This is a genomic window from Streptomyces sp. NPDC032940 (assembly GCF_040636935.1).
Lineage (GTDB): Bacteria > Actinomycetota > Actinomycetes > Streptomycetales > Streptomycetaceae > Streptomyces.
In genome coordinates this window covers 15,051-39,465 of sequence record NZ_JBEZVJ010000024.1, presented here as the reverse complement: position 1 = coordinate 39,465, position 24,415 = coordinate 15,051, and the positions used below count along the sequence as shown (strand labels likewise).

Annotated in this window: 24 protein-coding genes; 16 read left to right on the top strand and 8 right to left on the bottom strand. The window is 74.0% G+C overall.

Annotated elements, in window-relative coordinates:
* Window positions 1-155: 155 nt before the first annotated feature.
* The 3 genes from AB0E77_RS25210 to AB0E77_RS25200 all read left to right on the top strand — a co-directional run bounded on the left by AB0E77_RS25210 (window position 156) and on the right by AB0E77_RS25200 (window position 1,895).
* Window positions 156-698: a sigma-70 family RNA polymerase sigma factor gene (locus AB0E77_RS25210; RefSeq protein ID WP_361574246.1), complete on the top strand. Its 543-nt coding sequence runs from the start codon at window positions 156-158 to the stop codon at window positions 696-698.
* Window positions 695-1,510 carry an anti-sigma factor gene (locus tag AB0E77_RS25205; protein WP_361574244.1) on the top strand — a complete coding sequence of 272 codons (816 nt, stop codon included), beginning with the start codon at window positions 695-697 and terminating at the stop codon, window positions 1,508-1,510. Before AB0E77_RS25210 ends, AB0E77_RS25205 begins: the two co-directional genes overlap by 4 nt.
* Before the next feature lie 115 nt (window positions 1,511-1,625).
* On the top strand, window positions 1,626-1,895 hold the full coding sequence (locus tag AB0E77_RS25200; RefSeq protein WP_361574242.1) for a hypothetical protein: 270 nt from the start codon (window positions 1,626-1,628) through the stop codon (window positions 1,893-1,895).
* A 154-nt stretch (window positions 1,896-2,049) separates the two neighbouring features.
* On the opposite strand, the gene AB0E77_RS25195 is transcribed toward AB0E77_RS25200, so the two are convergent.
* Both AB0E77_RS25195 and AB0E77_RS25190 read right to left on the bottom strand, forming a co-directional pair.
* Window positions 2,050-2,871 (bottom strand): ABC transporter permease, encoded by an 822-nt coding sequence (locus tag AB0E77_RS25195; protein ID WP_361574240.1) that lies wholly within the window; start codon window positions 2,869-2,871, stop codon window positions 2,050-2,052.
* Window positions 2,868-3,812, bottom strand: a complete 945-nt coding sequence (locus AB0E77_RS25190; protein ID WP_361574238.1) for an ATP-binding cassette domain-containing protein — start codon at window positions 3,810-3,812, stop codon at window positions 2,868-2,870. Before AB0E77_RS25190 ends, AB0E77_RS25195 begins: the two co-directional genes overlap by 4 nt.
* A gap of 63 nt (window positions 3,813-3,875) precedes the next feature.
* Between AB0E77_RS25190 and AB0E77_RS25185 the strand changes: the two genes are divergently transcribed.
* Window positions 3,876-4,580, top strand: a complete 705-nt coding sequence (locus tag AB0E77_RS25185) for a TetR/AcrR family transcriptional regulator (protein ID WP_361574236.1) — start codon at window positions 3,876-3,878, stop codon at window positions 4,578-4,580.
* Between the two features lie 86 nt (window positions 4,581-4,666).
* On the opposite strand, the gene AB0E77_RS25180 is transcribed toward AB0E77_RS25185, so the two are convergent.
* From AB0E77_RS25180 to hmgA, 3 genes are read right to left on the bottom strand one after another with little or no spacing between them, the layout of a single operon-like run.
* Entirely contained in the window at window positions 4,667-5,824 is a 1,158-nt protein-coding gene (locus AB0E77_RS25180) for a type ISP restriction/modification enzyme (RefSeq protein WP_361574234.1), read from the bottom strand.
* A gap of 22 nt (window positions 5,825-5,846) precedes the next feature.
* The gene (locus tag AB0E77_RS25175; RefSeq protein ID WP_361574232.1) at window positions 5,847-6,596 is read right to left on the bottom strand and encodes a GntR family transcriptional regulator; all 750 of its coding nucleotides are present in this window, start codon (window positions 6,594-6,596) and stop codon (window positions 5,847-5,849) included.
* Window positions 6,597-6,623: 27 nt separating this feature from the next.
* Window positions 6,624-7,949 (bottom strand): homogentisate 1,2-dioxygenase, encoded by a 1,326-nt coding sequence (gene hmgA / locus AB0E77_RS25170; protein ID WP_361574230.1) that lies wholly within the window; start codon window positions 7,947-7,949, stop codon window positions 6,624-6,626.
* A 160-nt stretch (window positions 7,950-8,109) separates the two neighbouring features.
* Here hmgA and AB0E77_RS25165 point away from each other — a divergent pair, with 160 nt between their 5' ends.
* The 9 genes from AB0E77_RS25165 (at window position 8,110) to AB0E77_RS25125 (ending at window position 19,598) form a co-directional block, all read left to right on the top strand.
* Window positions 8,110-8,727, top strand: coding sequence for a hypothetical protein (locus AB0E77_RS25165; RefSeq protein ID WP_361574228.1), 618 nt, complete (start codon window positions 8,110-8,112; stop codon window positions 8,725-8,727).
* Window positions 8,724-9,341, top strand: coding sequence for a TetR/AcrR family transcriptional regulator (locus tag AB0E77_RS25160; protein WP_361574226.1), 618 nt, complete (start codon window positions 8,724-8,726; stop codon window positions 9,339-9,341). Before AB0E77_RS25165 ends, AB0E77_RS25160 begins: the two co-directional genes overlap by 4 nt.
* Before the next feature lie 385 nt (window positions 9,342-9,726).
* Window positions 9,727-11,970 (top strand): molybdopterin oxidoreductase family protein, encoded by a 2,244-nt coding sequence (locus AB0E77_RS25155; RefSeq protein WP_361574224.1) that lies wholly within the window; start codon window positions 9,727-9,729, stop codon window positions 11,968-11,970.
* Between the two features lie 123 nt (window positions 11,971-12,093).
* Window positions 12,094-13,548, top strand: coding sequence for a citrate:proton symporter (locus AB0E77_RS25150; RefSeq protein WP_361574222.1), 1,455 nt, complete (start codon window positions 12,094-12,096; stop codon window positions 13,546-13,548).
* A gap of 20 nt (window positions 13,549-13,568) precedes the next feature.
* Window positions 13,569-14,846, top strand: a complete 1,278-nt coding sequence (locus AB0E77_RS25145; RefSeq protein ID WP_361574220.1) for an MFS transporter — start codon at window positions 13,569-13,571, stop codon at window positions 14,844-14,846.
* 34 nt (window positions 14,847-14,880) lie between these two features.
* Window positions 14,881-15,072 carry a hypothetical protein gene (locus AB0E77_RS25140; RefSeq protein ID WP_361574218.1) on the top strand — a complete coding sequence of 64 codons (192 nt, stop codon included), beginning with the start codon at window positions 14,881-14,883 and terminating at the stop codon, window positions 15,070-15,072.
* Window positions 15,073-15,633: 561 nt separating this feature from the next.
* The gene (locus tag AB0E77_RS25135; RefSeq protein WP_361574216.1) at window positions 15,634-16,968 is read left to right on the top strand and encodes an ABC transporter ATP-binding protein; all 1,335 of its coding nucleotides are present in this window, start codon (window positions 15,634-15,636) and stop codon (window positions 16,966-16,968) included.
* A gap of 120 nt (window positions 16,969-17,088) precedes the next feature.
* Window positions 17,089-18,477 (top strand): aldehyde dehydrogenase family protein, encoded by a 1,389-nt coding sequence (locus AB0E77_RS25130; RefSeq protein WP_361574214.1) that lies wholly within the window; start codon window positions 17,089-17,091, stop codon window positions 18,475-18,477.
* 23 nt (window positions 18,478-18,500) lie between these two features.
* Window positions 18,501-19,598 carry a Zn-dependent alcohol dehydrogenase gene (locus tag AB0E77_RS25125; protein WP_361574212.1) on the top strand — a complete coding sequence of 366 codons (1,098 nt, stop codon included), beginning with the start codon at window positions 18,501-18,503 and terminating at the stop codon, window positions 19,596-19,598.
* A 30-nt stretch (window positions 19,599-19,628) separates the two neighbouring features.
* Here AB0E77_RS25125 and AB0E77_RS25120 read toward each other — a convergent pair whose 3' ends face one another.
* The 3 genes from AB0E77_RS25120 to AB0E77_RS25110 all read right to left on the bottom strand — a co-directional run bounded on the left by AB0E77_RS25120 (window position 19,629) and on the right by AB0E77_RS25110 (window position 22,044).
* Complete coding sequence (locus AB0E77_RS25120) at window positions 19,629-20,579, bottom strand: DMT family transporter (protein ID WP_361574210.1); 951 nt, start codon at window positions 20,577-20,579, stop codon at window positions 19,629-19,631.
* 63 nt (window positions 20,580-20,642) lie between these two features.
* A complete protein-coding gene (locus AB0E77_RS25115) occupies window positions 20,643-21,356 on the bottom strand; it encodes a winged helix-turn-helix domain-containing protein (RefSeq protein WP_361574208.1) in 714 nt (237 codons plus the stop codon).
* Window positions 21,357-21,402: 46 nt separating this feature from the next.
* The gene (locus tag AB0E77_RS25110; RefSeq protein WP_361574206.1) at window positions 21,403-22,044 is read right to left on the bottom strand and encodes a TetR/AcrR family transcriptional regulator; all 642 of its coding nucleotides are present in this window, start codon (window positions 22,042-22,044) and stop codon (window positions 21,403-21,405) included.
* 103 nt (window positions 22,045-22,147) lie between these two features.
* On the opposite strand from AB0E77_RS25110, the gene AB0E77_RS25105 reads away from it, so the two are divergent.
* From AB0E77_RS25105 to AB0E77_RS25095, 3 genes are all read left to right on the top strand, one after another.
* The gene (locus AB0E77_RS25105) at window positions 22,148-23,299 is read left to right on the top strand and encodes an acyl-CoA dehydrogenase family protein (RefSeq protein ID WP_361574204.1); all 1,152 of its coding nucleotides are present in this window, start codon (window positions 22,148-22,150) and stop codon (window positions 23,297-23,299) included.
* A 61-nt stretch (window positions 23,300-23,360) separates the two neighbouring features.
* Entirely contained in the window at window positions 23,361-23,648 is a 288-nt protein-coding gene (locus AB0E77_RS25100) for a YiaA/YiaB family inner membrane protein (protein ID WP_361574202.1), read from the top strand.
* Window positions 23,649-23,749: 101 nt separating this feature from the next.
* Complete coding sequence (locus AB0E77_RS25095) at window positions 23,750-24,397, top strand: TetR/AcrR family transcriptional regulator (RefSeq protein WP_361574200.1); 648 nt, start codon at window positions 23,750-23,752, stop codon at window positions 24,395-24,397.
* Window positions 24,398-24,415: the final 18 nt, after the last annotated feature.

The window sequence follows — 24,415 nt, the reverse complement described above, 5'->3', positions numbered from 1 at the left end:
GGCCGGCGCCCTCCCCTCCGCCGTGGCCGATTGCCCGCCCGCGGACCCGCGTTTTCCGCCCTCTGATCCGTAACTCCTCCGGAGGGCACGGGCGTTGCCACGGACCGGCGAGACGGACGGGCCCGGCACGGCTCGCGGAGAGGGAGGGGAACCGGGTGGAGGCGGACGAACTGCTGACGCTCGTGGCGGACGGCGACCAGGAGGCGTTCGAGAAGCTGTACGGACTGGTGTCCGGCCCCGTTTTCGGGCTCGTCCGACGCGTGGTGCGCGACCCCGCCCAGTCCGAGGAGGTGGCCCAGGAGGTGCTGCTCGAACTGTGGCGGTCCGCCGCCCGGTTCGACCCCCGCCGGGGCAGCGCCCTGTCCTGGGTCCTCACCCTCGCCCACCGCCGCGCCGTCGACCGGGTGCGCAGCGCCCGCGCGGCCGGCGAGCGCGAACGGCGCGAGGCCCGGCGCGCCCACCACCCGGCCTTCGACCAGGTCCTGGAGGAGGTCGAGGCCGGCCTCGAACGCGAGTGGGTGCGCCGCTGCCTGGACCGGCTGACCGCCCTCCAGCGCCAGTCCGTCACCCTCGCCTACTACGACGGCTACACCTACCGGGAGGTCGCCGAACGGCTCTCCCTTCCCCTGGGCACGGTGAAGACACGGATGAGAGACGGACTCGCCCGCCTGCGCGACTGCCTGGGAGGCGCCGCATGAGCCTCTTCGGCCGGAGGTTTCCGCGCCGCGGGGACCTCCACTCGCTCGCCGCGCCCTACGCGCTCGACGCCCTCGACGGTCGCGAACGCGTCCGCTTCGAGAAGCACCTCGGGACCTGCGCCCACTGCCCGGCCGAGGTGCGGGACCTGACCGAGGACGCCGTGCGCCTGGCCTGGTCCGCGGCCGCCCCCGCGCCCGCCGCCCTGCGCGAGCGCGTCCTGGCCGCCGTACGCGCCACGGCACAGGACCCCGCCCCCGGGCGCGGGCCGGAGCACCGGCCGTCGCCGCACGCGCGGGGCGTACGGCCGGTCCCGGGACGCTCCCGCGCAACCCGCCCGCGCGCCCTGGCGCTGCCGTTCGCCACCGTGACCGCCGCCGCGTCGCTCGTCGTCGCCGCGCTCTTCGGCGTGCAGGCCGGCCGGACCCAGGACCGGCTGGACACCGCCCGCGACCGGGCGCGTGAGATCGCCCACGTCCTGTCGGCCCCGGACGCCCGTGCCGCCGGCGGCACGGACGACCGGGGGCGTGGTGTCACGGTGGTCGCCTCCGCGTCCGAGGGGCGCGCGGTGGTCACCCTGCGCGGATACGGCGAGCCCCCGGGCGGCCGCGTGCACCAGTTGTGGCTCCTGCGCCCCGGCGCGGGACCGCGCTCCCTGGGGCTCTTCGACGGCGACACGCCCCTGATCGCCTCCCGCCTCGACCGATCCTCGACGTCACTCGCCGTGACCGTCGAACCCGGTGGGGGCTCGTCCCGGCCGACGAGCAGGCCCGTTGTCCAACTCGCCCTGGAATCTGTTGGATTCGGAGAGTAATCGTCAACACCCTTACGGGGAAGGTGAATCCTGTGACCGCGATACACGGCTGCCTCACCGGGGCGATAGGGTTACCCTGCCCGGGCCGGGTGGACTCGTACGGGTGGGGAGTGACATGGAACAGATAACAGTGCGCAGCAGGGCAAGGGTGCCCGCGATCACCTGCGGGAGCAGCGCGACCAGTTCGCGTCTCGACCGCCATCTCGCGGTGCTCGGAGGCCCCGCCCTTCCGCAGCGGGAGACGGTGGAGGCGACGTCGCTGATGCGCGAGCTGACCGCGCGTGAGCCCGCGCACCGGCGCAGCAGCAGGGGCGCCCGCGTCCGCGGGGTCTCGCTCTTCGCACCCCTGCGCCGGCTCCGCCGCTCGCTCTTCGGCGGCAACTGAGGCCCGCGCCCCGGCGATCACACCGTCCCGGCGCGGCGCCGCGCACCCGGCCGTCATCCCCACGGCACGCGGTGGCGCCCCCGGTGTGATCCCGGCGCGGGCACGTCCCCGTCCCGCCGTGTCCCCGCCCGGCGGCGACGAAGAACCAGGCCCGCTAACGCTCGCCGTGCGCGTACCGGCGTACGGCGAGCGGCATGAACACCGCCAGCAGTACCGCGCACCAGGCCAGCGACCCGGCGACGGGGTGCGCCACCGGCCAGGCGGCCCCCTCCGGCACGGGCGCGTTGCCGAAGAGATCGCGCAGCGCCGTGGTCACCGCGCTGATCGGATTCCACTCGGCGACCGTGCGCAGCCACCCCGGCAGTCCCTCGGCCGGGATGTACGCGTTGGAGAGCAACGGCAGGACGAACGTCGCCCCGCCCAGCTGGCCGGCGGCCTCCTCGCTCCGGGTGAGCAGCCCCAGGAAGATCCCGATCCACGTCGTCGCGAACCGGAACAGCAGCAACAGCCCCACGGCCCCCGCCGCGCCGAGCGCGCCGCCCTCCACCCGCCAGCCCACGGCGAGCCCCACCAGCAGGAACGGCACCGTCCCGGCGGCCGTGACGAGCACGTCCGCGACCGCCTGCCCGAGCGGTACCGCCGCCCGGCTCACCGGCAGGGTGCGCAGCCGGTCCGTCACGCCCCGGTGCGTGTCCTGGGCGGCCTGGAACATGCCCGTCATGATCCCGTTCGCCGCCGTCGCCACCAGCAGACCCGGCACCAGGAAGGACCGGTACTCCGCGCCCGGCATGGCCAGCGCGCTGCCGAAGACGTATCCGAAGAACAGCAGCATCGTCACCGGCATCGTCTGGGTGAGGATCAGCAGCCCCGGATTGTTGCGGAGCCGCCGCAGCTGCCGGCCCAGCATCGCGGCGCCGTCGTACACCAGGTCGTACGGCGTGGTCGTCCCGGTCGCGCGTTCCGTCGTCGTGCTCATGCCGCGAGCTCCTTGCTGCCGGTCAGGCGGAGGAAGACGTCGTCGAGGGTCGGCGGGCGCAGGCTCGCGTCCACCAACGGCACGCCCGCCGCGTCGAGTTCGCGCACCAGGCGCGGGAGCGTGAGCGCCGGGTCGGTGCTCACCGCGCCGACGGCCCGGCGCTCGTGGTCGAGCACCGGCTCGGTCCCGGTGAGCCGGTCGAGGACGGCTGCCGCCCGCCCCATGGCGTCCGGGTCCGCGACGACGGCCTCCGCGTGCGCCCCGACCAGCGCCTTGAGTCCGGCCGGCGACCCCGTGTGCGCCACCCGTCCCCGGTCGACCAGGACGATGTCGTCGGCGAGACGGTCGGCCTCCTCCAGGTACTGCGTGGTCAGCACCACGGTCGTGCCGTCCTCCTTCAGGGCCCGCACGGCGTCCCAGATCTGATTGCGGCTGGCCGGGTCGAGGCCGGTCGTCGGCTCGTCCAGGAAGAGCACCTCGGGCCGGCGGATCAGGCTCGCCGCCAGGTCGAGGCGGCGCCGCATGCCCCCCGACAGGGTCGAGGCGGGCCGGTCCGCGGCCTCGGTCAGGCCGAACCGCTCGAGCAGCCCGGCGGCCCGCGCGGAGGCGTCCCGCACCCGGTGCAGCCGGGCGAACAGCCGCAGGTTCTGGCGCCCGGTGAGGTCCCCGTCGACCGAGGCGTACTGCCCGGTCACGCCGATCCTGCGGCGGACGGCCGCGGCCTCCCGTACGAGGTCGTGCCCCGCGACGCGCGCCGAGCCGGAGTCCGGCCGCAGCAGCGTGGTCAGCAGCCGCACCGCCGTGGTCTTGCCCGCCCCGTTCGGTCCGAGCAGCCCGCACACCGTGCCCTCGGCCACCGCGAGATCCAGCCCGCGCAGGGCGCGCACGTCGCCGAACCGCTTCTCCAGACCCTCACTAAGTACAGCGTACGTAGTAGTCATGGGGTGACCATAGCGCACTACGTACGCTGTACGTAACTAGGATGGTGGCCGAGGTGATGAACGATGGCGGGCCGAGCGGCCGTACCCGAAGTGATCTGGGCGCGCCCCGAGCGCACCGGCCGGGGGCCCAGGCCGGCGTACACCCGCGCCGACATCGCCGCCGCCTCGGTGCGGATCGCCGACGCCGAGGGCCTGGACGCGGTCTCGATGCGCCGCGTCGCCTCCGAACTGGGCTGCGGCACCATGTCGCTGTACAACTACGTCCCCCGCAAGGAGGACCTGCACGAGCTGATGATGGACGCCGTCAGCGGCGAGCACGAACTGTGGGAGCCGAGCGGTGACTGGCGCGCCGACATGCTCCGGGTCGCCCACCAGACCCGCACGCTGATGCACCGCCACCCCTGGATCCCGCGCCTGATGTCCCCGGTCTACGGCTTCAGCCCCAACGCCCTGCGCTACCTGGAGCACTGCCTGGCCTGCCTCGACCCCCTGGAGGCGTCCTACGGCACGAAGATGGAGCTGGTGGCGATGGTGAACGGCGTCGTGACGACATATGTCGGCAACGAACTCGCCACCGTCGAGCGCACCCGCTCCCTGCCCTGGTCCCAGGAGCAGGAGGACGCGGTGCGGATCGCCTACCTGGGCCGCCGGCTCGCGAGCGGCGCCTACCCGCGACTGGCCGCCTCCTTCACGGAGGACGCCGGCCCGATCGACCTGGAAGCGGTGTTCGAGCGGGCACTGGAGAGGGTGCTGGACGGCTTCGCCTAGAGTCTGGCCGCGAAGTCCCTCCGTCCGCCCGTTTGGCAGGAGGGACCGTGCGGACACCGCCCCAGGGCCTCGGCGGTGGCCGGCCTCTACAGCAACGCCAGTTGGCCCTCCGGGCCCTCCTCCGGGCCGGCGAGGACCGACGCCGGGCGGTGGGCCGACGCGGGGGCCGGCAGGACGCCCGCCGTCCGCAGTTCCGTGGCCGTGACCGGGTCCGTGACCGTCAGCTCCGCGCACTGCGGGCGCACTTCGGCCAGCAGGGCGAGCACCGTGATCAGCTCCAGCAGCTCGGACGTCCAGGCCTGCGGCCACCCGGCCGGGCGGATCGCCGCCAGCGTGCCCGGCTCGCCCCCGGCGGTACGGGCCGCGAACCACTGCTCCAGCACCCTCACCCCGCCCGCCTCGAAGTCCCAGGCCTCCGGCGGCACCGGGGAGACGCGGCCCTCGTCGAGGTGCAGGGTCTCCTCGTCCCGGTCGTAGCGCACGGTCAGCGGGCGCGCGGGCAGCGGGGCGCGGACGTAGGGCCGGCGTCCGCCGGGCAGCTTGGGGCGTTCCCCGTCCCGGCGCATCAGCCACAGCGCGCGGCGGCCCAGCGCGACACCGTGCTCCCACTGCGCGGGGTCGGCGGTCAGCGGCACGACGGGACCGGGCCGGACGGCCGCCACCATCCACGCCAGCACGTCCAGCGGATCGGGGCGCACCCCGAGCCGGCCGGCCAGGTAATCCAGCAGTCCGGGGGCCAGATTGGGCTCGGCCCCGCCCGGGCGCCGGTGCAGCGGGCGGACGCGGGCCGGACCGAACAGGGGCAGCCGCGAGGTCGCGAGCAGGAACGGGCCGGCCGCACCGGACACCTCCACCACGAAGACCTGACGGTCGTCGGCCACCCGCCACAGCTCGGGACGGGCCGCGTCGATCAGCCGGTGGTCGGGGATCAGCCACTGCTCGTCGAAGGGCGCGCTCAGCACCCGGACCGGCTCGGGACAGCGCCCGGAGGCGCGCAGCAGCCGGTCCGTCCCACCGGAGGTGCCCGGCAGCTGTCCGACCGCCGAGTGCAGCGTGCGCGAGCGCGTCGGCTCGAACAGAGCCTCCCGGTCCGGTCCCTCCGCCTTCACCAGGGCGTCCCAGCGGGCCCTGAGGGACGCCGGGTCGGGGGCCGCCGGCCAGCTGCGGCCGAGCCGCGGCGGTGCGACGGACCACGGCATGAGGTCCGCCGGCCGCGGAGCGTCGTCGTACGTCACGCCCGGCATCGTACGACGCGGCGCCACGGCCTCAGGTGGCGTCCAGGGTGACCGTGAAGGAGAAACGGTCCCCCCGGTAGTGGATGACGGCCACGTCCAGCACTCGTCCCGCCGGGTCGTAGGTGATGCCCGTGTAGTGCAGGATCGGGCTGAGCAGCGGCACCTCGAGCAGCCGCGCCGTCTCCGGGTCGGCGAGCCGCGCCTCCACCGTGTCCGTGATCCGGCTGATCTCCATGCCCACCACGTCCCGCAGCACCTTGGTCATCGGCCAACGGGCCAGGTCGTCCAGGTCGATCCGGGCGGCGACCTCCGGACGGACGTAGTTGCGGGCGTGGTTGGTGGGCTCGCCGGTCTTCTCGTCACAGCGCAGCCGGTGGTACGCGGCCGCCTCGGCCAGGTCCGGGAAGTACTCGGCGAGGCCGGGCGGCACGGGGGCGGTGCCGTGGCTCAGCAGCTCGGCCTTCATGCCGGACTGCTGAGCCACGATGGCGTCCACCGAGCCCAGCAGCCGCACCGGGGCGCCCCGCCGGGCGTGCGGCTCGATGAACGTGCCGCGCCGGCGGTGGCGGGTGATCAGTCCCTCGTCCTCCAGCTCCTTGAGCGCCTGCCGCATGGTCAGCACGCTCACCCCGTAGTGACCGGCCAGCTGCTCCTCGGTGGGCAGGCGCAGCGGGTCCCGGGGCGAGCGGCCGAGTATCGAGGCGCGCAGCGACTGCGACACCTGGTACCAGAGCGGCAGCTTGCGGTTCAGGACGATGGAGTCCGGGGCGAAGGAGGTCACGGGCCATCCGTACCGGTAGGGGAATCCTCAGTGCAAGGGGCGGAAGTGACGCTCCATCCCCCGCCAGACGTCGTCGTAGCGCTGCTGGAGGTGGTCCGCGCGGGTCGCCTGGGGCGTCAGGGTCACCGGCCACCGGGTCTCGAACATGAACGCCAGACCGTCGTCGATCTTCTGCGGCTTCAGCTCGGCGGCGCTCGCCCGGTCGAAGGTCTCCCGGTCCGGGCCGTGCGCCGACATCATGTTGTGCAGCGAGCCGCCGCCCGGCACGAAGCCTTCCGCCTTGGCGTCGTAGGCGCCCTCGATCAGGCCCATGTACTCGCTCATCACGTTCCGGTGGAAGTACGGCGGCCGGAAGGTGTCCTCGCCCACCAGCCAGCGCGGCGCGAACACCACGAAGTCGACGCCCGCGAGACCCGGGGTGTCCGACGGGGAGGTGAGCACCGTGAAGATCGACGGATCGGGGTGGTCGTACGAGATCGAGCCGATCACATTGAAACGGCGCAGGTCGTAGACGTACGGCACGTAATTGCCGTGCCAGGCGACCACGTCTAGCGGGGAGTGGTCGTAGACGGCCGTCCAGAGGTTCCCGCAGAACTTGTTGACCACCTCCACCGGGCCCGCCGCGCCCTCGCCGTCCTCGAACGCGGCGACCGGGGCCAGGAAGTCGCGGGCGTTGGCGAGGCCGTTGGCGCCGATCGGGCCGAGGTCGGGCAGGCGGAAGGGAGCGCCGTAGTTCTCGCAGACGTAGCCGCGGGCGTCCGCGTCCAGCAGCTCCACCCGGAAACGCACCCCGCGCGGGATCAGCGCCACATGGCCCGGCTCGGCGTGCAGCAGCCCGAACTCCGTGCGCAGCAGCAGGCCGCCGCGCTCCGGGACGATCAGCAGCTCGCCGTCCGCGTCGCTGAAGACCCGCTCCATCGAGGCGTTGGCGTGGTACAGGTGCACGGCCATGCCGGTGCGCTGGGTCGCGTCACCGTTGCCGCCGAGGGTCCACAGGCCCGCCACGAAGTCCGTCCCGGCCTCGGGCTCGGGCAGCGGGTTCCACCGCAGCCGGTTGGGGTCCGGCACGCACTGGGTGAACGGCGCGGTGCGGATCGCGCCGTTGCCCGTCCGGGTGAACGCCGGGTGCGCGGCCGAGGGGCGGATGCGATACAGCCACGAGCGCCGGTTGTGCGCCCGCGGCTCGGTGAATGCCGAGCCGCTGAGCTGCTCTGCGTACAGCCCGAGGGGCGCGCGCTGGGGCGAGTTCCGGCCCTCGGGGAGGGCGCCCGGAACCGCCTGCGAACTGTGCTCGTTGCCGAAGCCGGACAGGTAGGTCAGGCCCTCCGCGGTCTTCCGCGCGTCCCCGCTCATCGATCGCTCCCTCGCCTTCTGATTCCTATGGCACACCGTAGGATTGCGGTTTCCCGGGCGCAAGAGGGCGGGCGGATCTTCGCCTCCTCCCCGGGGACGATGACCGGAACCAGACCCTGGGGGGATCCGGAGTGTCGGACCCGTGTTCTACCCTCCCGGCATGTCGTGGACGCGGGGAGCAGCCGCCGCGCTCGCGGTCTGTGTCCTGTTGCTGACCGGATCCGCGGGCTGCGGCTCCGGTGACGGGGAAGAACCGGGGACCGGGGCGTCGCCGGCGTCGGCCGGCAGACTCCTCGGCGACACCGACGAGGACGGCCGGCGCTACCGCGAGGCGGACGCCGGGCCCGCACCCGAGGTCGGCATCGTGGTGAAGCCCAACGCCGACGACAGCTGGGACGTCCGCCTGACCGTCCGCGACTTCCGCTTCTCACCGGCCGGCACGGAGGCGACGGCGGTGGCCGGCCGCGGCGTCGCGCACCTCTTCGTCGACGGGGACTTCCTCACCCTCCTGCGCGGCCCGCGCCACCGCCTGCCCGCCGGGCTCGTCCCGCGCGGCACCCACCACGTCACCGTGCGGCTGTACGCCGACGACGGCACCGTCTGGGCGGTCGACGGCGAGCCGGTGGAGAGCACGGCCGACATCACGGCCTCGGGCTCGGAGCCGACCGGGGCCACGGAGCCGACGCTCCGCGAGGACGAGGCCCCGCTCGGCGCCGCCGCCGTCCCTCCGCGTACCGGGGGTCACGGTTCCCCGGGCCGCGGCGGAGAGGCATCATGATGCACGTGCCCCACGCGACCCCGCTCCGTCGTGCCCCCGTGCAGCGGCGCAGCGCCGAACGGCTGACCAGGATCCTCGACGCCTGCGCCGCCCTCCTCGACGAGGTCGGCTACGACGCGCTGAGCACCCGGGCCGTCGCCCAGCGCGCCGGCGTGCCCATCGGCTCCGTGTACCGCTTCTTCGGCAACAAGCGGCAGATGGCCGACGCGCTGGCCCAGCGCAACCTCGAGCGCTACGCCGAGCGCGTGACCGAACGGCTGACGGACACCGGCGACGGGGGCTGGCGCGACGCCCTCGACGCGGTGCTGGACGAGTACCTGGCGATGAAGCGGACCGCGCCCGGCTTCTCCCTCGTCGACTTCGGCAACCAGATACCGGTCGGTGACCGCCACGCCGAGCCCAACCACCGCGTCGCCGACCGGGTCACGGAGCTGCTCGCCGGCTACCTCGGCCGCCGGCCCGACGACGCCATGCGCCGGGCCTTCCTGGTCGCCGTGGAGACCGCCGACACCCTCGTCCAGCTCGCCTTCCGGGTCTCGCCGGACGGCGACGAGGCGATCATCCACGAGGCCCGGGAGCTGCTGGTGGCGTATCTGGGGCGGGTGCTCGACTGACGCGGCGGCCGTCGCCTCCGGATGCCGGACGGGAGCACGGGGAGGCCGCCGTCCCGGGATGCCCGACGAGTGCACGGCGAGGCTGCGGCGCCTGGAGGCCCGACGGACGGGCCGGGAGGTCGCCGTCTGCCGATGCTCGGCCGACGGGCCGGGGGAGATCGCCGTACTCGGGTGCCTGGCCGACGTGCCGGGAGGCCGGCGTGTCCGGGTGCCCCGATCGATGCGCGGGGAGGCCGGCGTGTCCGGGTGCGCGACCGGCGCGCGCCGGGCCGCCGCCGCCCCGGCTGTTCCGATGTCCCGAAGGTCTCCCCTCCATGCCTACCGGTCGGTATGCTCGCCGCGAGGTTCCACGTCCGCGCGTCACCGCCGCCCTCCGGGAGGACCCGTGCCCCGCTCCGCCCTGCGCATCTGCCCCCTGTGCGAGGCCACCTGCGGCCTCACCCTGAGCATCGACGGCACCAGGGTCACCGCCGCCCGCGGCGACCGCGACGATGTCTTCAGCCGCGGGTTCGTCTGCCCCAAGGGCGCCTCCTTCGGCGCCCTCGACGCGGACCCCGACCGGCTGCGCGCCCCCCTCGTGCGCCGGGACGGCGAGCTGCGCGAGGCCACCTGGGAGGAGGCGTTCGACGCGGTCGCCGCGGGCCTCCGCCCCGTCGCCGACGGGCACGGACCCCACGCCGTGGGCCTCGTCCTCGGCAACCCCAACGTGCACACCATGGCCGGCGCCCTCTACCCGAACCTCCTGCTCGGCGCCCTCGGCACCCGGAGCCTCTTCACCGCCTCCACGCTCGACCAGATGCCCAAGCACGTCTCGAGCGGCCTGCTGTACGGCGACGCGAACGCCATCCCCGTGCCCGACCTCGACCGCACCGACCACCTCCTGCTCATCGGCGCCAACCCGCTGGAGTCCAACGGCAGTCTGTGCACCGCACCCGACTTCCCGGGCCGGCTCAAGGCGCTCAAGGCCCGCGGCGGCACCCTCACCGTCGTCGACCCGCGCCGCACCCGCACCGCGAGGCTCGCCGACCGGCACGTCGCCATCCGCCCCGGCACGGACGCCCTGCTCCTGGCCGCGACGGCCCAGGTCCTCTTCGAGGAGGACCTGGTGGACCTCGGTGCCCTCGCCCCGCACGTCGAGGGAGTGGCAGAACTCGCCGACACCGTACGGGACTTCACACCGGAGTCCGTCGCCGCCGCCTGCGACGTCGACGCCGGGACGACCCGCGCCCTCGCCCGCGAACTCGCCGCCGCCCCCACCGCCGCCGTCTACGGCCGCATCGGCAGCTGCACCGTCCCGCACGGCACTCTCGCCAGCTGGCTCGTGGACGTCCTCAACATCCTCACCGGCAACCTCGACCGCCCCGGCGGCGCCCTCTTCCCGCAGGCCGCCACCGACCGGACCCCGCGCCCCGCCGGCCCCGGACGCGGCTTCGCGCTCGGCCGCTGGCACTCCCGGGTGAGCGGACACCCCGAGGCGAAGGGCGAACTGCCGCTGTCCGCCCTCGCCGAGGAGATCGACACCGCCACCGAGGACGGCACACCGGTCCGCGCGCTCATCACGATCGCCGCCAACCCCGTCCTGTCCGCCCCCGACGGCGACCGGCTCGACAAGGCGCTGGACTCGCTCGACTTCATGGTCAGCGTCGACCCCTACCTGAACGAGACCTCGCGCCACGCACACGTCGTCCTGCCGCCGCCCCCGCCGTCCCAGAGCCCGCACCACGACTTCGCCTTCAACACCCTCGCCGTGCGCAACCAGGTCCGCTACACCCGTCCCGCCGTCCCGCTGCAACCGGGCCGCATGGCCGAGACCGAGATCCTGGCCAGGCTGATCCTCGCCGCCACCGGCCGGCCCGGCGCCGACCCGGCCGCCGTCGACGCCACGGTGATCGAGCAGACCCTCGCCAAGGCGGTACGGGACCCGCACTCACCCGTGCACCGACGCGACCCGCGCGACCTCGCCGCCCTCCTCACCGGCACCGACGGCCCCGAACGGCGGCTCGACATGATGCTGCGCCTCGGCCCCTACGGCGACGGCTTCGGCGCCCGCCCCGGCGGCCTCACGCTGGAGCGGCTGCTCGCCCACCCCCACGGCATCGACCTCGGCCCGCTGCGCCCGCGCCTGCCCCAGCCGCTGAAGACCCGCAGCGGCAAGGTCGAGCTGCTGCCCGCGCCGATCGCCGCCGACCTGCCGCGCCTCGCGCGCTCCCTTACCGAGCGCGCGACCGGGCTCGTCCTGGTCGGCCGCCGCCACCTGCGGTCCAACAACAGCTGGATGCACAACGTCCCCGCCCTCACCGGCGGCTCCAACCGCTGCACCCTGCACCTCAACCCCGACGACGCCGCCCGGCTCGGCGTACGGGACGGGCAGCCGGTGCGCGTCAAGGGCGCCGGGGGAGAGGTGACCGCGCCCGCCGAGGTCACCGACACCGTCCGCCCCGGCGTGGTCAGCCTCCCGCACGGCTGGGGCCACGACCGCCCCGGCACCCGCCTCACCCACGCCGCCGGCGACCCCGGCGTCAACGTCAACCAGCTCCTCGACGGCACCCTGCTGGACCCGCTCTCGGGCAACGCCGTCCTCAACGGCATCCCCATAACGCTCACCCCGCTGACCGGCACAAAGCTGTGACCTGGAGTTTTGCGCTTATTGCTCGCGTGTCAACATCTTGTTAACGCGGCTTTGCGCCCCCTAACGTCGCTCGCACCGCCTGCCCCGGTGGGATGTTCAAGGGCGAACGTTAGGTATCCACTCATGCTGACCATCCTCGGCTTCGCCATGATCGCGACCTTCCTGGTCCTGATCATGATGAAGAAGATGTCGCCGATCGCGGCACTCGTGCTGATTCCCGCGCTGTTCTGCGTGTTCGTCGGCAAGGGCGCCCACCTCGGTGACTACGTCATCGACGGCGTGTCCAGCCTCGCCCCCACCGCGGCGATGCTCATGTTCGCGATCGTCTACTTCGGTGTGATGATCGACGTCGGGCTGTTCGACCCGATCGTCCGCGCCATCCTGAAGTTCTGCAAAGCCGACCCGATGCGGATCGTCGTCGGCACGGCGCTGCTGGCCGCGATCGTCTCCCTGGACGGTGACGGCTCGACCACCTTCATGATCACGGTCTCGGCGATGTACCCGCTGTACAAGCGCCTCAAGATGAGCCTGGTCGTGATGACGGGCGTCGCCGCGATGGCCAACGGCGTGATGAACACCCTGCCCTGGGGCGGCCCCACCGCCCGCGCCGCCACCGCGCTGAAGGTCGACGCCACCGACATCTTCGTCCCCATGATCCCGGCCCTGGCCGCCGGACTGGTCGCCGTCCTCGTCCTGGCCTACGTCCTCGGTCTGCGCGAGCGCCGGCGCGTCGGCACGCTGACGCTGGACGAGGCGCTGGTGCGGGCGGACGAGACGGAGACGGCACTCGTCGGTGCCGGCGCCGGCACGGTCACCGGAGGCACCGCCGGCGGCAAGGGCTCCGGTACCGGCGAGGCGCCGGGAACGGGCAAGGCGTCCGTGTCAGCCGCGGGCTCGGGCGAGCCGGCCGAGCGGGACGGCACGGCGGACGACGAGTTCCAGGGCCTCGACCCGCACCGGGCCACCCTGCGGCCCAAGCTGTACTGGTTCAACGCGCTGCTCACCGTCGCCCTGCTGGCCGCCATGATCATGGAGCTGCTGCCGATCCCGGTGCTGTTCCTGATCGGCGCCGCGCTCGCCCTCACCGTCAACTTCCCGCACATCCCCGACCAGAAGGCCCGCATCGCGGCCCACGCCGACAACGTCCTCAACGTCTCCGGCATGGTCTTCGCCGCCGCCGTCTTCACCGGCGTCCTCACCGGCACCGGCATGGTCGACCACATGGCCAACTGGCTGGTGGACACCATCCCCGACGGCATGGGCCCGCACATGGGCCTCGTCACCGGCCTGCTGAGCCTGCCGCTGACCTACTTCATGTCGAACGACGGCTTCTACTTCGGCGTCCTGCCGGTGCTCGCCGAGGCCGGCCACGCGCACGGCGTGCCGACGCTGGAGATCGCCCGCGCCTCGATCGTCGGCCAGCCGCTGCACATGTCCAGCCCGCTCGTCCCCGCCGTGTACGTCCTGGTCGGCATGGCCAAGGTCGAGTTCGGCGACCACACGCGGTTCGTGGTGAAGTGGGCCGTCCTGACGAGCCTGGTGATCCTCGCGGCGGGCATCCTGTTCGGCATCATCTGATCACCAGGAAGGAAACGATCATGGCGCCCGGTGGGAACCGCGGCTGGCTGCTCCGCCTCGTCATCGCCTTCGGCTTCGCGCAGGGGGCGGTGTCGATGGCCCGGCCCGCCGTCTCCTACCGGGCCCTCGCGCTGGGCGCGGACGAGCAGGCGGTCGGTGTCATCGCCGGTGTGTACGCCCTGCTGCCGCTGTTCGCCGCCGTACCGCTGGGCCGCCGCACCGACCACGGCCGCTGCGCGCCGCTACTGCCCGTCGGAGTGGTGCTCATCGCCGGCGGCTGCGCGCTGAGCGGTGCCGCCGGGTCCCTGTGGGCGATGGCCCTGTGGAGCGGCGTCATGGGCCTCGGACACCTCTGCTTCGTCATCGGCGCCCAGTCCCTGGTCGCCCGCCAGTCCGCGCCGCACGAACAGGACCGCAACTTCGGCCACTTCACCATCGGGGCCTCGCTCGGCCAGCTCGTCGGCCCCATCGCCGCGGGCGCGCTGATCGGCGGCCCCGACATGGCCGGCAGCAGCGCGCTCGCCCTGGTCGTCGCGGGCGCGGGCGCGGCCGTCGCCTTCACGTCGCTGTGGCGCATAGAGCACCCGACGGGCGCAGGCCCGCGTACGGCACAGGGGCCGCGCGTGCCGGTGGGCGGCATCCTGCGGTCCCGTGGTGTGCCCGCGGGCATCCTGATCAGCCTGTCGGTGCTGTCCGCGACCGACATCCTCACCGCCTACCTGCCGGTGGTCGGCGAGCACCGGAGCATCTCCCCGGCCGTCATCGGCGTCCTGCTCAGCCTGCGCGCCGCGGCCACGATCGCCTGCCGGCTGGTGCTGACGCCCCTGCTGCGCCGGCTCGGGCGCACCGTCCTGCTCACCGTCACCTGTCTGCTGGCGGCCGTGCTGTGCGCCGGGGTCGCGCTGCCGGTGCCGGTGTGGGCGCTGGGCGTGATGCTCGTCGTCCTGGGCTTCTGTCTGGGGGTCGGCCAGCCGCTGTCCATGACGACCGTCGTCCAGGCGGCTCCCGACGAGGCCCGCTCCACCGCCCTCGCGCTGCGCCTGACCGGCAATCGCCTCGGTCAGGTCGCCGCGCCCGCCGCGGCCGGGTTGATCGCCGGTGTCGCGGGCGTGGCCGCGCCCTTCGTGATGCTCGGCGCCCTGCTCCTGCTCTCCTCGGGCGTCGCCCTGCGCTCCCCGTCCGGACCGGCATCCGACCGCCCGTCCGCCGGCCGCCCCGACCGGGCCCGGTCGTCGTCCCGTCGTACGGCGTGCCAGGGCGGTGGCCGCCAGGAGGGCCCGCCGGGCCACGGGGGATGATGGGGGCGACCACAAGCGAATCGGGGGAACGACCGTGACCGTGCTCGTCCTGAGCGGTGTCCTGCTGCTCGTCGTCGGAGGCTGCGTCTGCGTGGTGTGGGCGGCCCGGGGCGGCCCGCGCTGGGTCCGCGGAGTGGCCCGCGTGACCCTCGCGGCCGGCGAACTGGCCCGCGCCTCCCGCCGCTCGTCCGGCCGCTCGAGCGGCGGCGACGACTCGGACGGGTGACGCTGCGCGCACCCGCACGCCGGTCGTGACAAGCCGGCCCCGCCGAGGGCAGGGGCGATCCCGGCCGGGCAGTTGCGCCTCGCCGGGCGCCGCCGGTCGTCGGTCCCGCAGTACCGGGCCCGGTCCCGGCCGCCTGGTCGTTGCCCGGCCGGACCGTCCGGCTGCGAAGCCGCACAGGGCGGGGACGGGGCCGGTCGTGCCGTACAAGCCGCGCAGCGCCGAGCGGGCCCCGGCCGCCCGGTCGTCTGCCCGGCCGGGCCCGACAGCTGACCGGCGCGAGGGCGGGCCCTGCCGCCGGACCCGCGGCGCCGGTCCGCCCGCCCGCGCGGCGACAGCGCCCGCCCCCGCGGCGACACCGCATTGATCACCCCCTGAGACACCCCCGCACCTGAATCCGGGCGTCCGCTTTCTCGGTATACGGACGCTTCCGCGAGTTGGCGTCCGGTGTCTTCCCCGGCCGCGCACAGTCCGTTAACTTCCGTGACTCACAAGCCCCGTGCGTCCCGTGCGAGGCGTCCGTCCGCGAAGACCCAGCGCCCAGTGAGCCCCCGGGGACACTCCATGACACGCGCCATCTCCCTGCACGACGTGAGCAAGACCTACGCGCGAGGCGTCCGCGTGGTGGACCGGCTGTCGCTGGACATCGCGCCCGGCGAGTTCCTCGTCCTGCTCGGCCCCTCCGGCTGCGGCAAGTCCACCCTCCTGCGCATGATCGCGGGCCTGGAGGAGATCACCGAGGGCCGGCTCCTGCTGGACGGCGAGTACGCCAACGACCTGCTCCCCGCCGAGCGGCGCATGTCGATGGTCTTCCAGAACTTCGCCCTGTACCCCAACATGACCACCCGCGGGAACATCGGCTTCCCGCTGCGCGTCGAGGCACCCCAGGCCGACCACCGCCCCCGCGTGGACGCCACCGCCCGCATGCTGGGCATCGAGGACCTCCTGGACCGCTTCCCCGCCCAGCTCTCCGGCGGCGAACGCCAGCGCGTCGCCATGGGCCGGGCCATCTCCCGCCGGCCCACCGCCTTCCTGATGGACGAACCGCTCTCCAACCTCGACGCCAAACTCCGCAACCACCTGCGCGCCGAGATCACGGGCCTGACCCGCGAACTGGGCGTCACCACCGTCTACGTCACCCACGACCAGTCCGAGGCCATGTCCCTCGGCGACCGCGTCGCCGTCCTGCGCGGCGGCGTGCTCCAGCAGGTGGACACCCCGCGCACCGTCTACGCCCTGCCGCGCAACGTCTTCGTGGCGGCCTTCATCGGCACCCCGCGCATCAACCTGCTGCGCGGCCTCGTGCGCGCCCCGCTCGACGGCGCGATGACCATCAGTCTGGGCAAGCAGTTCCTGCGCCTGCCCGAACCGCTCTCCCTGGACCACCAGTTGCTCCGCGTCCAGCAGGGCCGCGAGGTCATCGTGGGCCTCAGGTCCGAGGCCGTCCGGATCGCGGACCCCGCCTCGGCCCGACCGGGCGAGGTGCTGCTCACCGGCCTGGTGGAGCACGTCGAGTTCCAGGGGCACGAGGTCCTGGTCCACTTCAACACCGGTTCCCGGCCCGCCGTCGTGCCCGACCTGGAGGCGCCGCGCCCCGCCGCCCGCCCCGCGGGGCGCCGCCGCGACGGCACGGTCCTCGACCGGCTGAAGGAGCGGGCGGGTGCCCTGCGCGCCGGTCCGGTGGTGGTCATGGACGAACCCGCGGAGGCCGCGCCCGCCGTCACCGCCCCCGACGGCCGCCTGCCCGGCGACCTGATCGTGCGCACCACCCCCGACATGCACCTCCGTCACGGCATGCAGGTCCCCCTCCTCGTCGACCTCGCCCACCTCTTCGTCTTCGACCAGCACGGCGAGCGGATCTGTCCCGCTCCGGCGCGTCTGCCGGACCTGGAGGAGTGATTCCGGCCGCATCCGGCCCTCCGGGAGGGTGAGCCGCGCCACCATGGTGGCCGCCCCTGGTGCCGTAAAACTATCGGCGCTAGTTTGGGGCGACGACGAGGCCCGCCCGGAAGGAACGCGATGAAGGCACACGACGGCATGTACATCGACGGAGCCTGGCGCCCCGCCGACGGCCGGGACACGATCGACGTGGTGAACCCGGCCGACGAGCAGGTGATCGGCAAGGTCCCCGCCGGCACCGCCCTGGACGTGGACACCGCCGTACGGGCCGCCCGCGCCGCCCTGCCGGGCTGGGCCGCCACCCCGCCCGCCGAACGCGCCGCGCGGCTGGCCGCCCTTCGGGACGTGCTGGCGGCCCGCAAGGACGAGATCGCCGAGACCGTCACCGCCGAGCTCGGCTCACCGCTGCCGTTCTCGCAGGCCGTGCACGCCGCCGTCCCCCTCGCGGTCGCCGGCTCCTACGCCGAGCTGGCGGCCACGTACGCCTTCGAGGAGAAGGTGGGCAACTCCGTCGTCCACCACGAGCCGGTCGGCGTGGTCGGCGCCATCACCCCCTGGAACTACCCGCTCCACCAGATCGTCGCCAAGGTCGCCCCGGCGCTCGCGGCCGGCTGCACGGTCGTCCTGAAGCCCGCCGAGGACACCCCGCTCACCGCGCAGCTCTTCGCCGAGGCCGTGCACGAGGCCGGCGTCCCGGCGGGCGTCTTCAACCTGGTCACCGGCCTCGGCCCGGTCGCCGGGCAGGCCCTCGCCGAGCACGCGGACGTCGACCTGGTCTCCTTCACCGGCTCCACCGCCGTCGGCCGCCGCATCGGCGCGATCGCCGGCGCCGCCGTCAAGCGGGTCGCCCTGGAACTCGGCGGCAAGTCCGCCAATGTGATCCTCCCGAGCGCCGACCTGGCCAGGGCCGTGGGCGTCGGCGTCGCCAACGTCATGTCCAACTCCGGCCAGACGTGCAGCGCGTGGACGCGGATGCTGGTCCACCGCGACCAGTACGACGAGGCCGTGACGCTCGCCGCCGAAGCCGCCGCGAAGTACGGCGACCGGATCGGCCCGGTCGTCAACGCCAAGCAGCAGGAGCGGGTGCGCGGCTACATCGAGAAGGGCGTCGCCGAGGGCGCGCGCCTCGTCGCGGGCGGCCCCGAGGCCCCGCGCGAGAAGGGCTACTTCGTCAGCCCTACCGTCCTCGCCGACGTGACCGAGGACATGACCGTCGCCCAGGAGGAGATCTTCGGACCCGTCCTGACCGTCCTGCGCTACGAGGACGAGGAGGACGCCCTGCGGATCGCCAACGGCACGGTGTACGGCCTCGCCGGGGCCGTCTGGGCCGGGGACGAGGCGGAGGCCGTCGCCTTCGCCCGCCGCATGGACACCGGCCAGGTCGACATCAACGGCGGCCGCTTCAACCCGCTGGCCCCCTTCGGCGGCTACAAGCAGTCGGGCGTCGGCCGCGAACTGGGCGCGCACGGCCTCACCGAGTACCTCCAGACCAAGTCCCTCCAGTTCTAGCCCGCAGGGGAGTCGTCCACGTCATGGCCGTCCGTACCGCAGTCCGTGCCGCCGTCGTACCCGCCGTCGGCGCCCCGCTGGAGGTCACCGGCATAGAGCTGCCCGAGCCCGGCCCCGGCCAGGTCCGGGTGAGGCTCGCCGCAGCCGGGGTCTGCCACTCCGACCTGTCCCTGTCCAACGGCACCATGCGCGTGCCGCTCCCCGCCGTCCTCGGCCACGAGGGCGCCGGCACGGTCGTCGCCGTCGGCGAGGGCGTCACCCACGTCGCGCCCGGCGACGGCGTCGTCCTCAACTGGGCCCCGTCCTGCGGGGCCTGTCACGCCTGCTCGCTCGGCGAGGTCTGGCTGTGCGCGAACGCCCTGACCGGCGCCGCAAACGTGCACGCCCGCCGCGCCGACGACGGCACCGACCTGCACCCCGGCCTGAACGTCGCCGCGTTCGCCGAGGAGACGGTCGTGGCCGCGTCCTGCGTGCTGCCCTGCCCGGACGGCATCCCGCTGGCCGACGCCGCGCTGCTCGGCTGCGCCGTCCTCACCGGCTACGGCGCCGTCCACCACTCGGCGAAGGTCCGCGAGGGCGAGACCGTCGCGGTGTTCGGCGCCGGGGGAGTGGGCCTCGCCGCCCTCCAGGCCACCCGGATCGCGGGCGCGTCGAAGATCATCGCCGTCGACGTGTCCCCGGAGAAGGAGGAGCTGGCCCGTGCCGCCGGCGCCACCGACTTCCTGATCGCCTCCGACACCACCGCCCGCGAGATCCGCGCCCTCACCGGCAAGCAGGGCGTCGACGCGGCCGTCGAGTGCGTCGGCCGCGCGGTCACCATCCGCACGGCCTGGGACTCCACCCGGCGCGGCGGACGCACCACGGTCGTCGGCATCGGCGGCAAGGACCAGCAGGTCGCCTTCAACGCCCTGGAGATCTTCCACTGGGGCCGCACCCTCTCCGGCTGCGTCTACGGCAACGCCGACCCGGCCCGCGACCTCCCGGTCCTGGCCGAGCACGTCCGCACCGGACGCCTCGACCTCGGCGCCCTGGTGACGGAACGCATCGCCCTCGACGGCATCCCGGCCGCCTTCGAGAACATGCTGGCCGGCAAGGGCGGCAGGGCGCTGGTGGTCTTCTAGGGGCCCGGGCCTCACCGGTCACCGGCGTCGTCAGCGCCGCCCCGCGTCCGCGCGGCGCGGCTCCGGGGCCCCGCCCGGCTCCGGAGCCGCCGCCGCGCGCTTGCCGGACCGCGACACCGCCACGCCCGCCAGGCACAGCGCGCCGCCCGCCAGCGTGAGCAGCCCCGGCACCTCGCCGAGCGCCAGCCACGACATCAGGACGACGAGGGCGGGCACCGCGTAGGTCGTCGCGCCCATCCGGCCGGCGGTCGTCCGGGCCAGGGCGTACGCCCACGTCGTGAACGCCAGCGCGGTCGGGAACACGCCCAGGTAGACCATGTTGAGCGTCGCGGAGACGGGCGCGTCGGCCGCCTCCGACACCAGCTGCCCCAGGAACGGCAGGCACAGCACCGCCCCGACCAGGCACCCGAACGTCGTCACCTGGAGCGCGCTCGCGTGTCCCAGCGCGGGCTTCTGCGCGACCACCCCGCCCGCGTACGCCACGGCCGCCAGCAGGCACAGCACCACCCCGAGCAGCGAGGAGCCGCCCCCGCCGGACATCGACAGCCCCACGGTCACCGCACCGGCGAACGACACCGCCATCCCCATGAGCAGCCGCGGCGGCAGCGCGTCCCCGAGCAGCCGGGCGCCGAGCAGCGCGATGAGGATCGGCCCCACGTTCACCACCAGGGCGGCCGTGCCGGCGTCGACCTGCTGCTCGCCCCAGTTCAGGACGACCATGTAGAAGCCGAACCACAGCAGCCCGGATATCGCGATCCCCCGCCAGGCCGGCCGCGGCGGCAGCCCTTCCCGGCGCAGCAGCCAGATCACGCCAAGCGTCAGCGCGCCCGACAGCAGCCGCCCGAGCGCCAGCGCGCCCGGTGAGTACGCCTCACCCGCGCTGCGGATGGAGACGAAGGCGGAGGCCCACAGGACGACGGTGACGGTGGCGGCGCCGGCGGCGAGAAGTCCGGCACGACGGGACGGGGCGGTGCTCATCATGCTCCTGAGGCTAGGAAGGAAGGGCAGGGGGGACCGGCGGCTTTCGGACGGGGACCCACGGGCTCAGCGCAGCGCCGCCGGGTCGATGCCCAGCAGCTCGGACAGCGCGCCCTCGCCGGCCGGCGTCACCTTGACCGCCCGCTCCGAGCCGATGCGCACGCACCAGCCCGCGTCCAGCGCGTGCCGGCACAGGGCCGCTCCGGCGACGCCCGCGAGATGCGGACGGCGTTCGGTCCAGTCGAGGCAGGCCCGGGCCAACGGCCGGCGGCCCGTCGGCCGCAGGGCGATCCCGGCGGCCCCGAACCAGTCGAGCCCCGCGTCGGTGAGCGCGAAGCCGGTGTCCTGGCGCAGCAGTCCGCGCCCGGTCAGCGCGTCGGTGACCGTGATGCCGAGCCGCCCGGCGAGATGGTCGTAGCAGGTGCGCCCGCGGGCCATCGCCGAACCGGCGCTCGACGCCCGCAGGGTGCGCGGACGCCGGGCCGCCGCCTCGGGGGCGACCTGCGCGGCCAGGTCCTCCACGAGGTGTGCGATCCGCTCGTCGGCCAGCCGCACGTACCGGTGCCGGCCCTGGCGTTCCTCGGCGAGCAGCCCGCCCGCGACGAGCTTGCCGAGGTGTTCGCTCAGCGTCGACGCGGCCACGCCCGCGTGCCGGGCCAGCTCGCCCGCGGTCCACGCCCGCCCGTCGAGCAGTGCCAGCAGGCAGGCGGCCCGCGTCTCGTCGGCGATCAGCCCGGCCAACCGTGCGAGGCCGGGTGCCTCGCCGTCTCTGTCGGTCATGCGTCCAGGATGGGGCACGGACACTTCGGTGGGCGCCGAAGTGTCCTCAGGCCTGCCGCGCCGTCTGCTCGTACTGCTGGGCCAGTCCGTCCAGCAGGGCCGTCAGCCCCGTCTCGAAGGCCCGCTCGTCGATCTTCTCCTGCTGCTCGGCCAGGAGGTGCGCCTTGCCGAGGTGCGGGTAGTCGGCGGGGTCGTAGGCGTCGGCGTCGTCCGGGAAGCCCCGGGCGAAGGAGCCGAGCGCGGAGCCCATGACGAAGTACCGCATCAGCGCGCCGATGGACGTGGCCTGCGCGGGCGGCCAGCCCGCCGCGACCATCGCGCCGTAGACGGCGTCCGCGAGGTGCAGCGCGGCCGGGCGGCGGCCGGGCCCGTGGGCCAGCACCGGGACGATGTTCGGGTGGTCGCGCAGGGCCGCGCGGTAGGAGACGGCCCAGTCGTGCAGCGCCGTCCGCCAGTCCCGGCCGTCCTCGAACATCGACAGGTCGACCTGCGCGCTCACCGAGTCGGCGACGGCCTCCAGGATCTCGTCCTTGGTGCGGAAGTGGTTGTAGAGCGAGGGCCCGCTGACCCCCAGCTCCGCCGCGAGCCGGCGCGTGGAGACGGCGGCGAGGCCCTCCGCGTCCACCAGCGCGCGGGCCGTCTCGACGATCCGGTCGGTGCTGAGCAGGGGCTTGCGCGGTCGGGCCATGGCGCACATAGTAGGGCTGCGCACGTAAACTAGCAGTGCTAATTTAAATGTCCGGCTTTCAAGGTACGCCTGTCCGGATCCGTCTTCTGTGGGGTGACCCGTCATGAACCTGGAGCTCAGCGAGGAGCAGACCGCCGTGCGGCAGCTCGCCCGGGACTTCGTGGAGCGCGAGATCGCCCCCCACGTCGTCGCCTGGGACCGAGCCGAGGAGGTGGACCGGTCCCTCGTCAAGAAGCTCGGCGAGGTGGGCTTCCTCGGGCTCACCGTCGACGAGGAGTACGGCGGCAGCGGCGGCGACCACCTCGCGTACTGCCTGGTGACGGAGGAGCTGGGGCGCGGCGACAGCTCCGTGCGCGGCATCGTCTCCGTCTCCCTCGGCCTGGTCGCCAAGACCATCGCCGCCTGGGGGGACGAGGAGCAGAAGCGCCGCTGGCTGCCGGGGCTGACCTCCGGCGAGTACGTCGGCTGCTTCGGCCTGACCGAGCCCGGCACCGGGTCGGACGCCGGGAACCTCTCCACGCGCGCGGTCCGCGACGGCGACGACTACGTCATCAACGGCACCAAGATGTTCATCACCAACGGCACCTGGGCCGACGTCGTCCTGCTCTTCGCCCGCTCCACCGACGCCCCCGGCCACAAGGGCGTCTCCGCCTTCCTCGTCCCCGCCGACACCCCCGGCCTGACCCGCCGCACCGTCCACGGCAAGCTCGGCCTGCGCGGCCAGGCCACCGCCGAACTGGTCCTGGAGGACGTGCGCGTCCCCGCCTCCGCCATGCTGGCTCCCGAGGGCAAGGGCTTCTCGGTCGCCATGTCGGCCCTCGCCAAGGGGCGGATGTCCGTCGCGGCAGGCTGCGTCGGCATCGCGCAGGCGGCGCTGGACGCGGCGGTGAGGTACGCGGGCGAGCGTGAGCAGTTCGGGAAGACCATCGCCCACCACCAGCTGGTGCAGGAGCTGATCAGTGACATCGCCCTGGACGTGGACGCGGCCAGGCTGCTGACCTGGCGGGTCGCCGACCTGATCGACCGCGGGCAGCCCTTCGCGGTCGAGTCGTCCAAGGCCAAGCTCTTCGCCTCGGAGGCCGCCGTCCGCGCCGCCAACAACGCCCTCCAGGTCTTCGGCGGCTACGGCTACATCGACGAGTACCCGGCCGGCAAGCTGCTGCGCGACGCCCGTGTGATGACCCTCTACGAGGGCACCAGCCAGATCCAGAAGCTGGTCATCGGGCGGGCGCTCACCGGGGTCTCGGCCTTCTGAGTACGTGAACTGAGTACGTCGGCGGATGTGGTGGGCGCCACATCCGCCGACGCTTGTCCCCATGAGTGAGACACCGGTCAAGCAGCAGAGCACCGCCGCCTTCTACGGGCAGGCCGTCGCGTCGTTCGCCGTCGCCATGATCGCCACCGCCATCGGCATCTACCGGCTCCAGGCCGATGCGTGGGTGCGCGCCTTCCTCGCCATCGCCGTCCTGTACCTCGTCACCTCCGCCTTCACCCTGGCCAAGATCATCAGAGACCGGCAGGAGGCGGGACAGATCGTCAGCCGCGTCGACCAGGCCCGGCTGGAGAAGCTCCTCGCCGAGCACGACCCCTTCGAGAAGCTGTAGCGAAGGCCGGGGCGATCACCTGTGCGCCGAGCGCCCCTAAGCGCCCGCTCAGCTTCGGCGGTATGGTGGGAGCTCATGTCACCGAGAGGGGCGATCGAGCGATGAGTACGGCGGCCGAGACGGCGGGCGGCGACATCGAGCCGTGGGACGAGGTCACGCCTGACGCGGCCCGGCGACTGCTGGTCGCCGCCGTGGAGGCCTTCGCCGAGCGGGGGTACCACGCGACGACGACCCGCGACATCGCCGGGCGGGCCGGGATGAGCCCGGCCGCGCTCTACATCCACTACAAGACCAAGGAAGAGCTGCTCCACCGCATCAGCCGGATCGGCCACGACCGGGCGCTGTCGATCCTGCGCACGGCGGCCGAGGGCGACGGCAGCGCGACCGAGCGGCTCGCCGACGCCGTCGGCTCCTTCGTGCGCTGGCACGCCGGGCGGCGCACCACCGCACGGGTGGTGCAGTACGAGCTGGACGCGCTCGGGCCGGACGCCCGGGCCGAGATCGTCGCGCTGCGCCGCCAGGTCGACGCGCAGGTGCGGCGCATCATCGAGGAGGGCGTGGCCGCGGGCGAGTTCGAGGTCGTGGACGTGCAGGGCACGACGCTGGCCGTGCTGTCCCTGTGCATCGACGTCGCCCGCTGGTTCAACATCGACGGCCCCCGCACGCCCGACGAGGTCGGCGCGCTCTACGCCGACCTCGTGCTGCGCATGGTGCGGGCCAAGGAGCCCGGCGCCGCTCCAGCGGTGTAGCGGCTCACGGATGGCGGC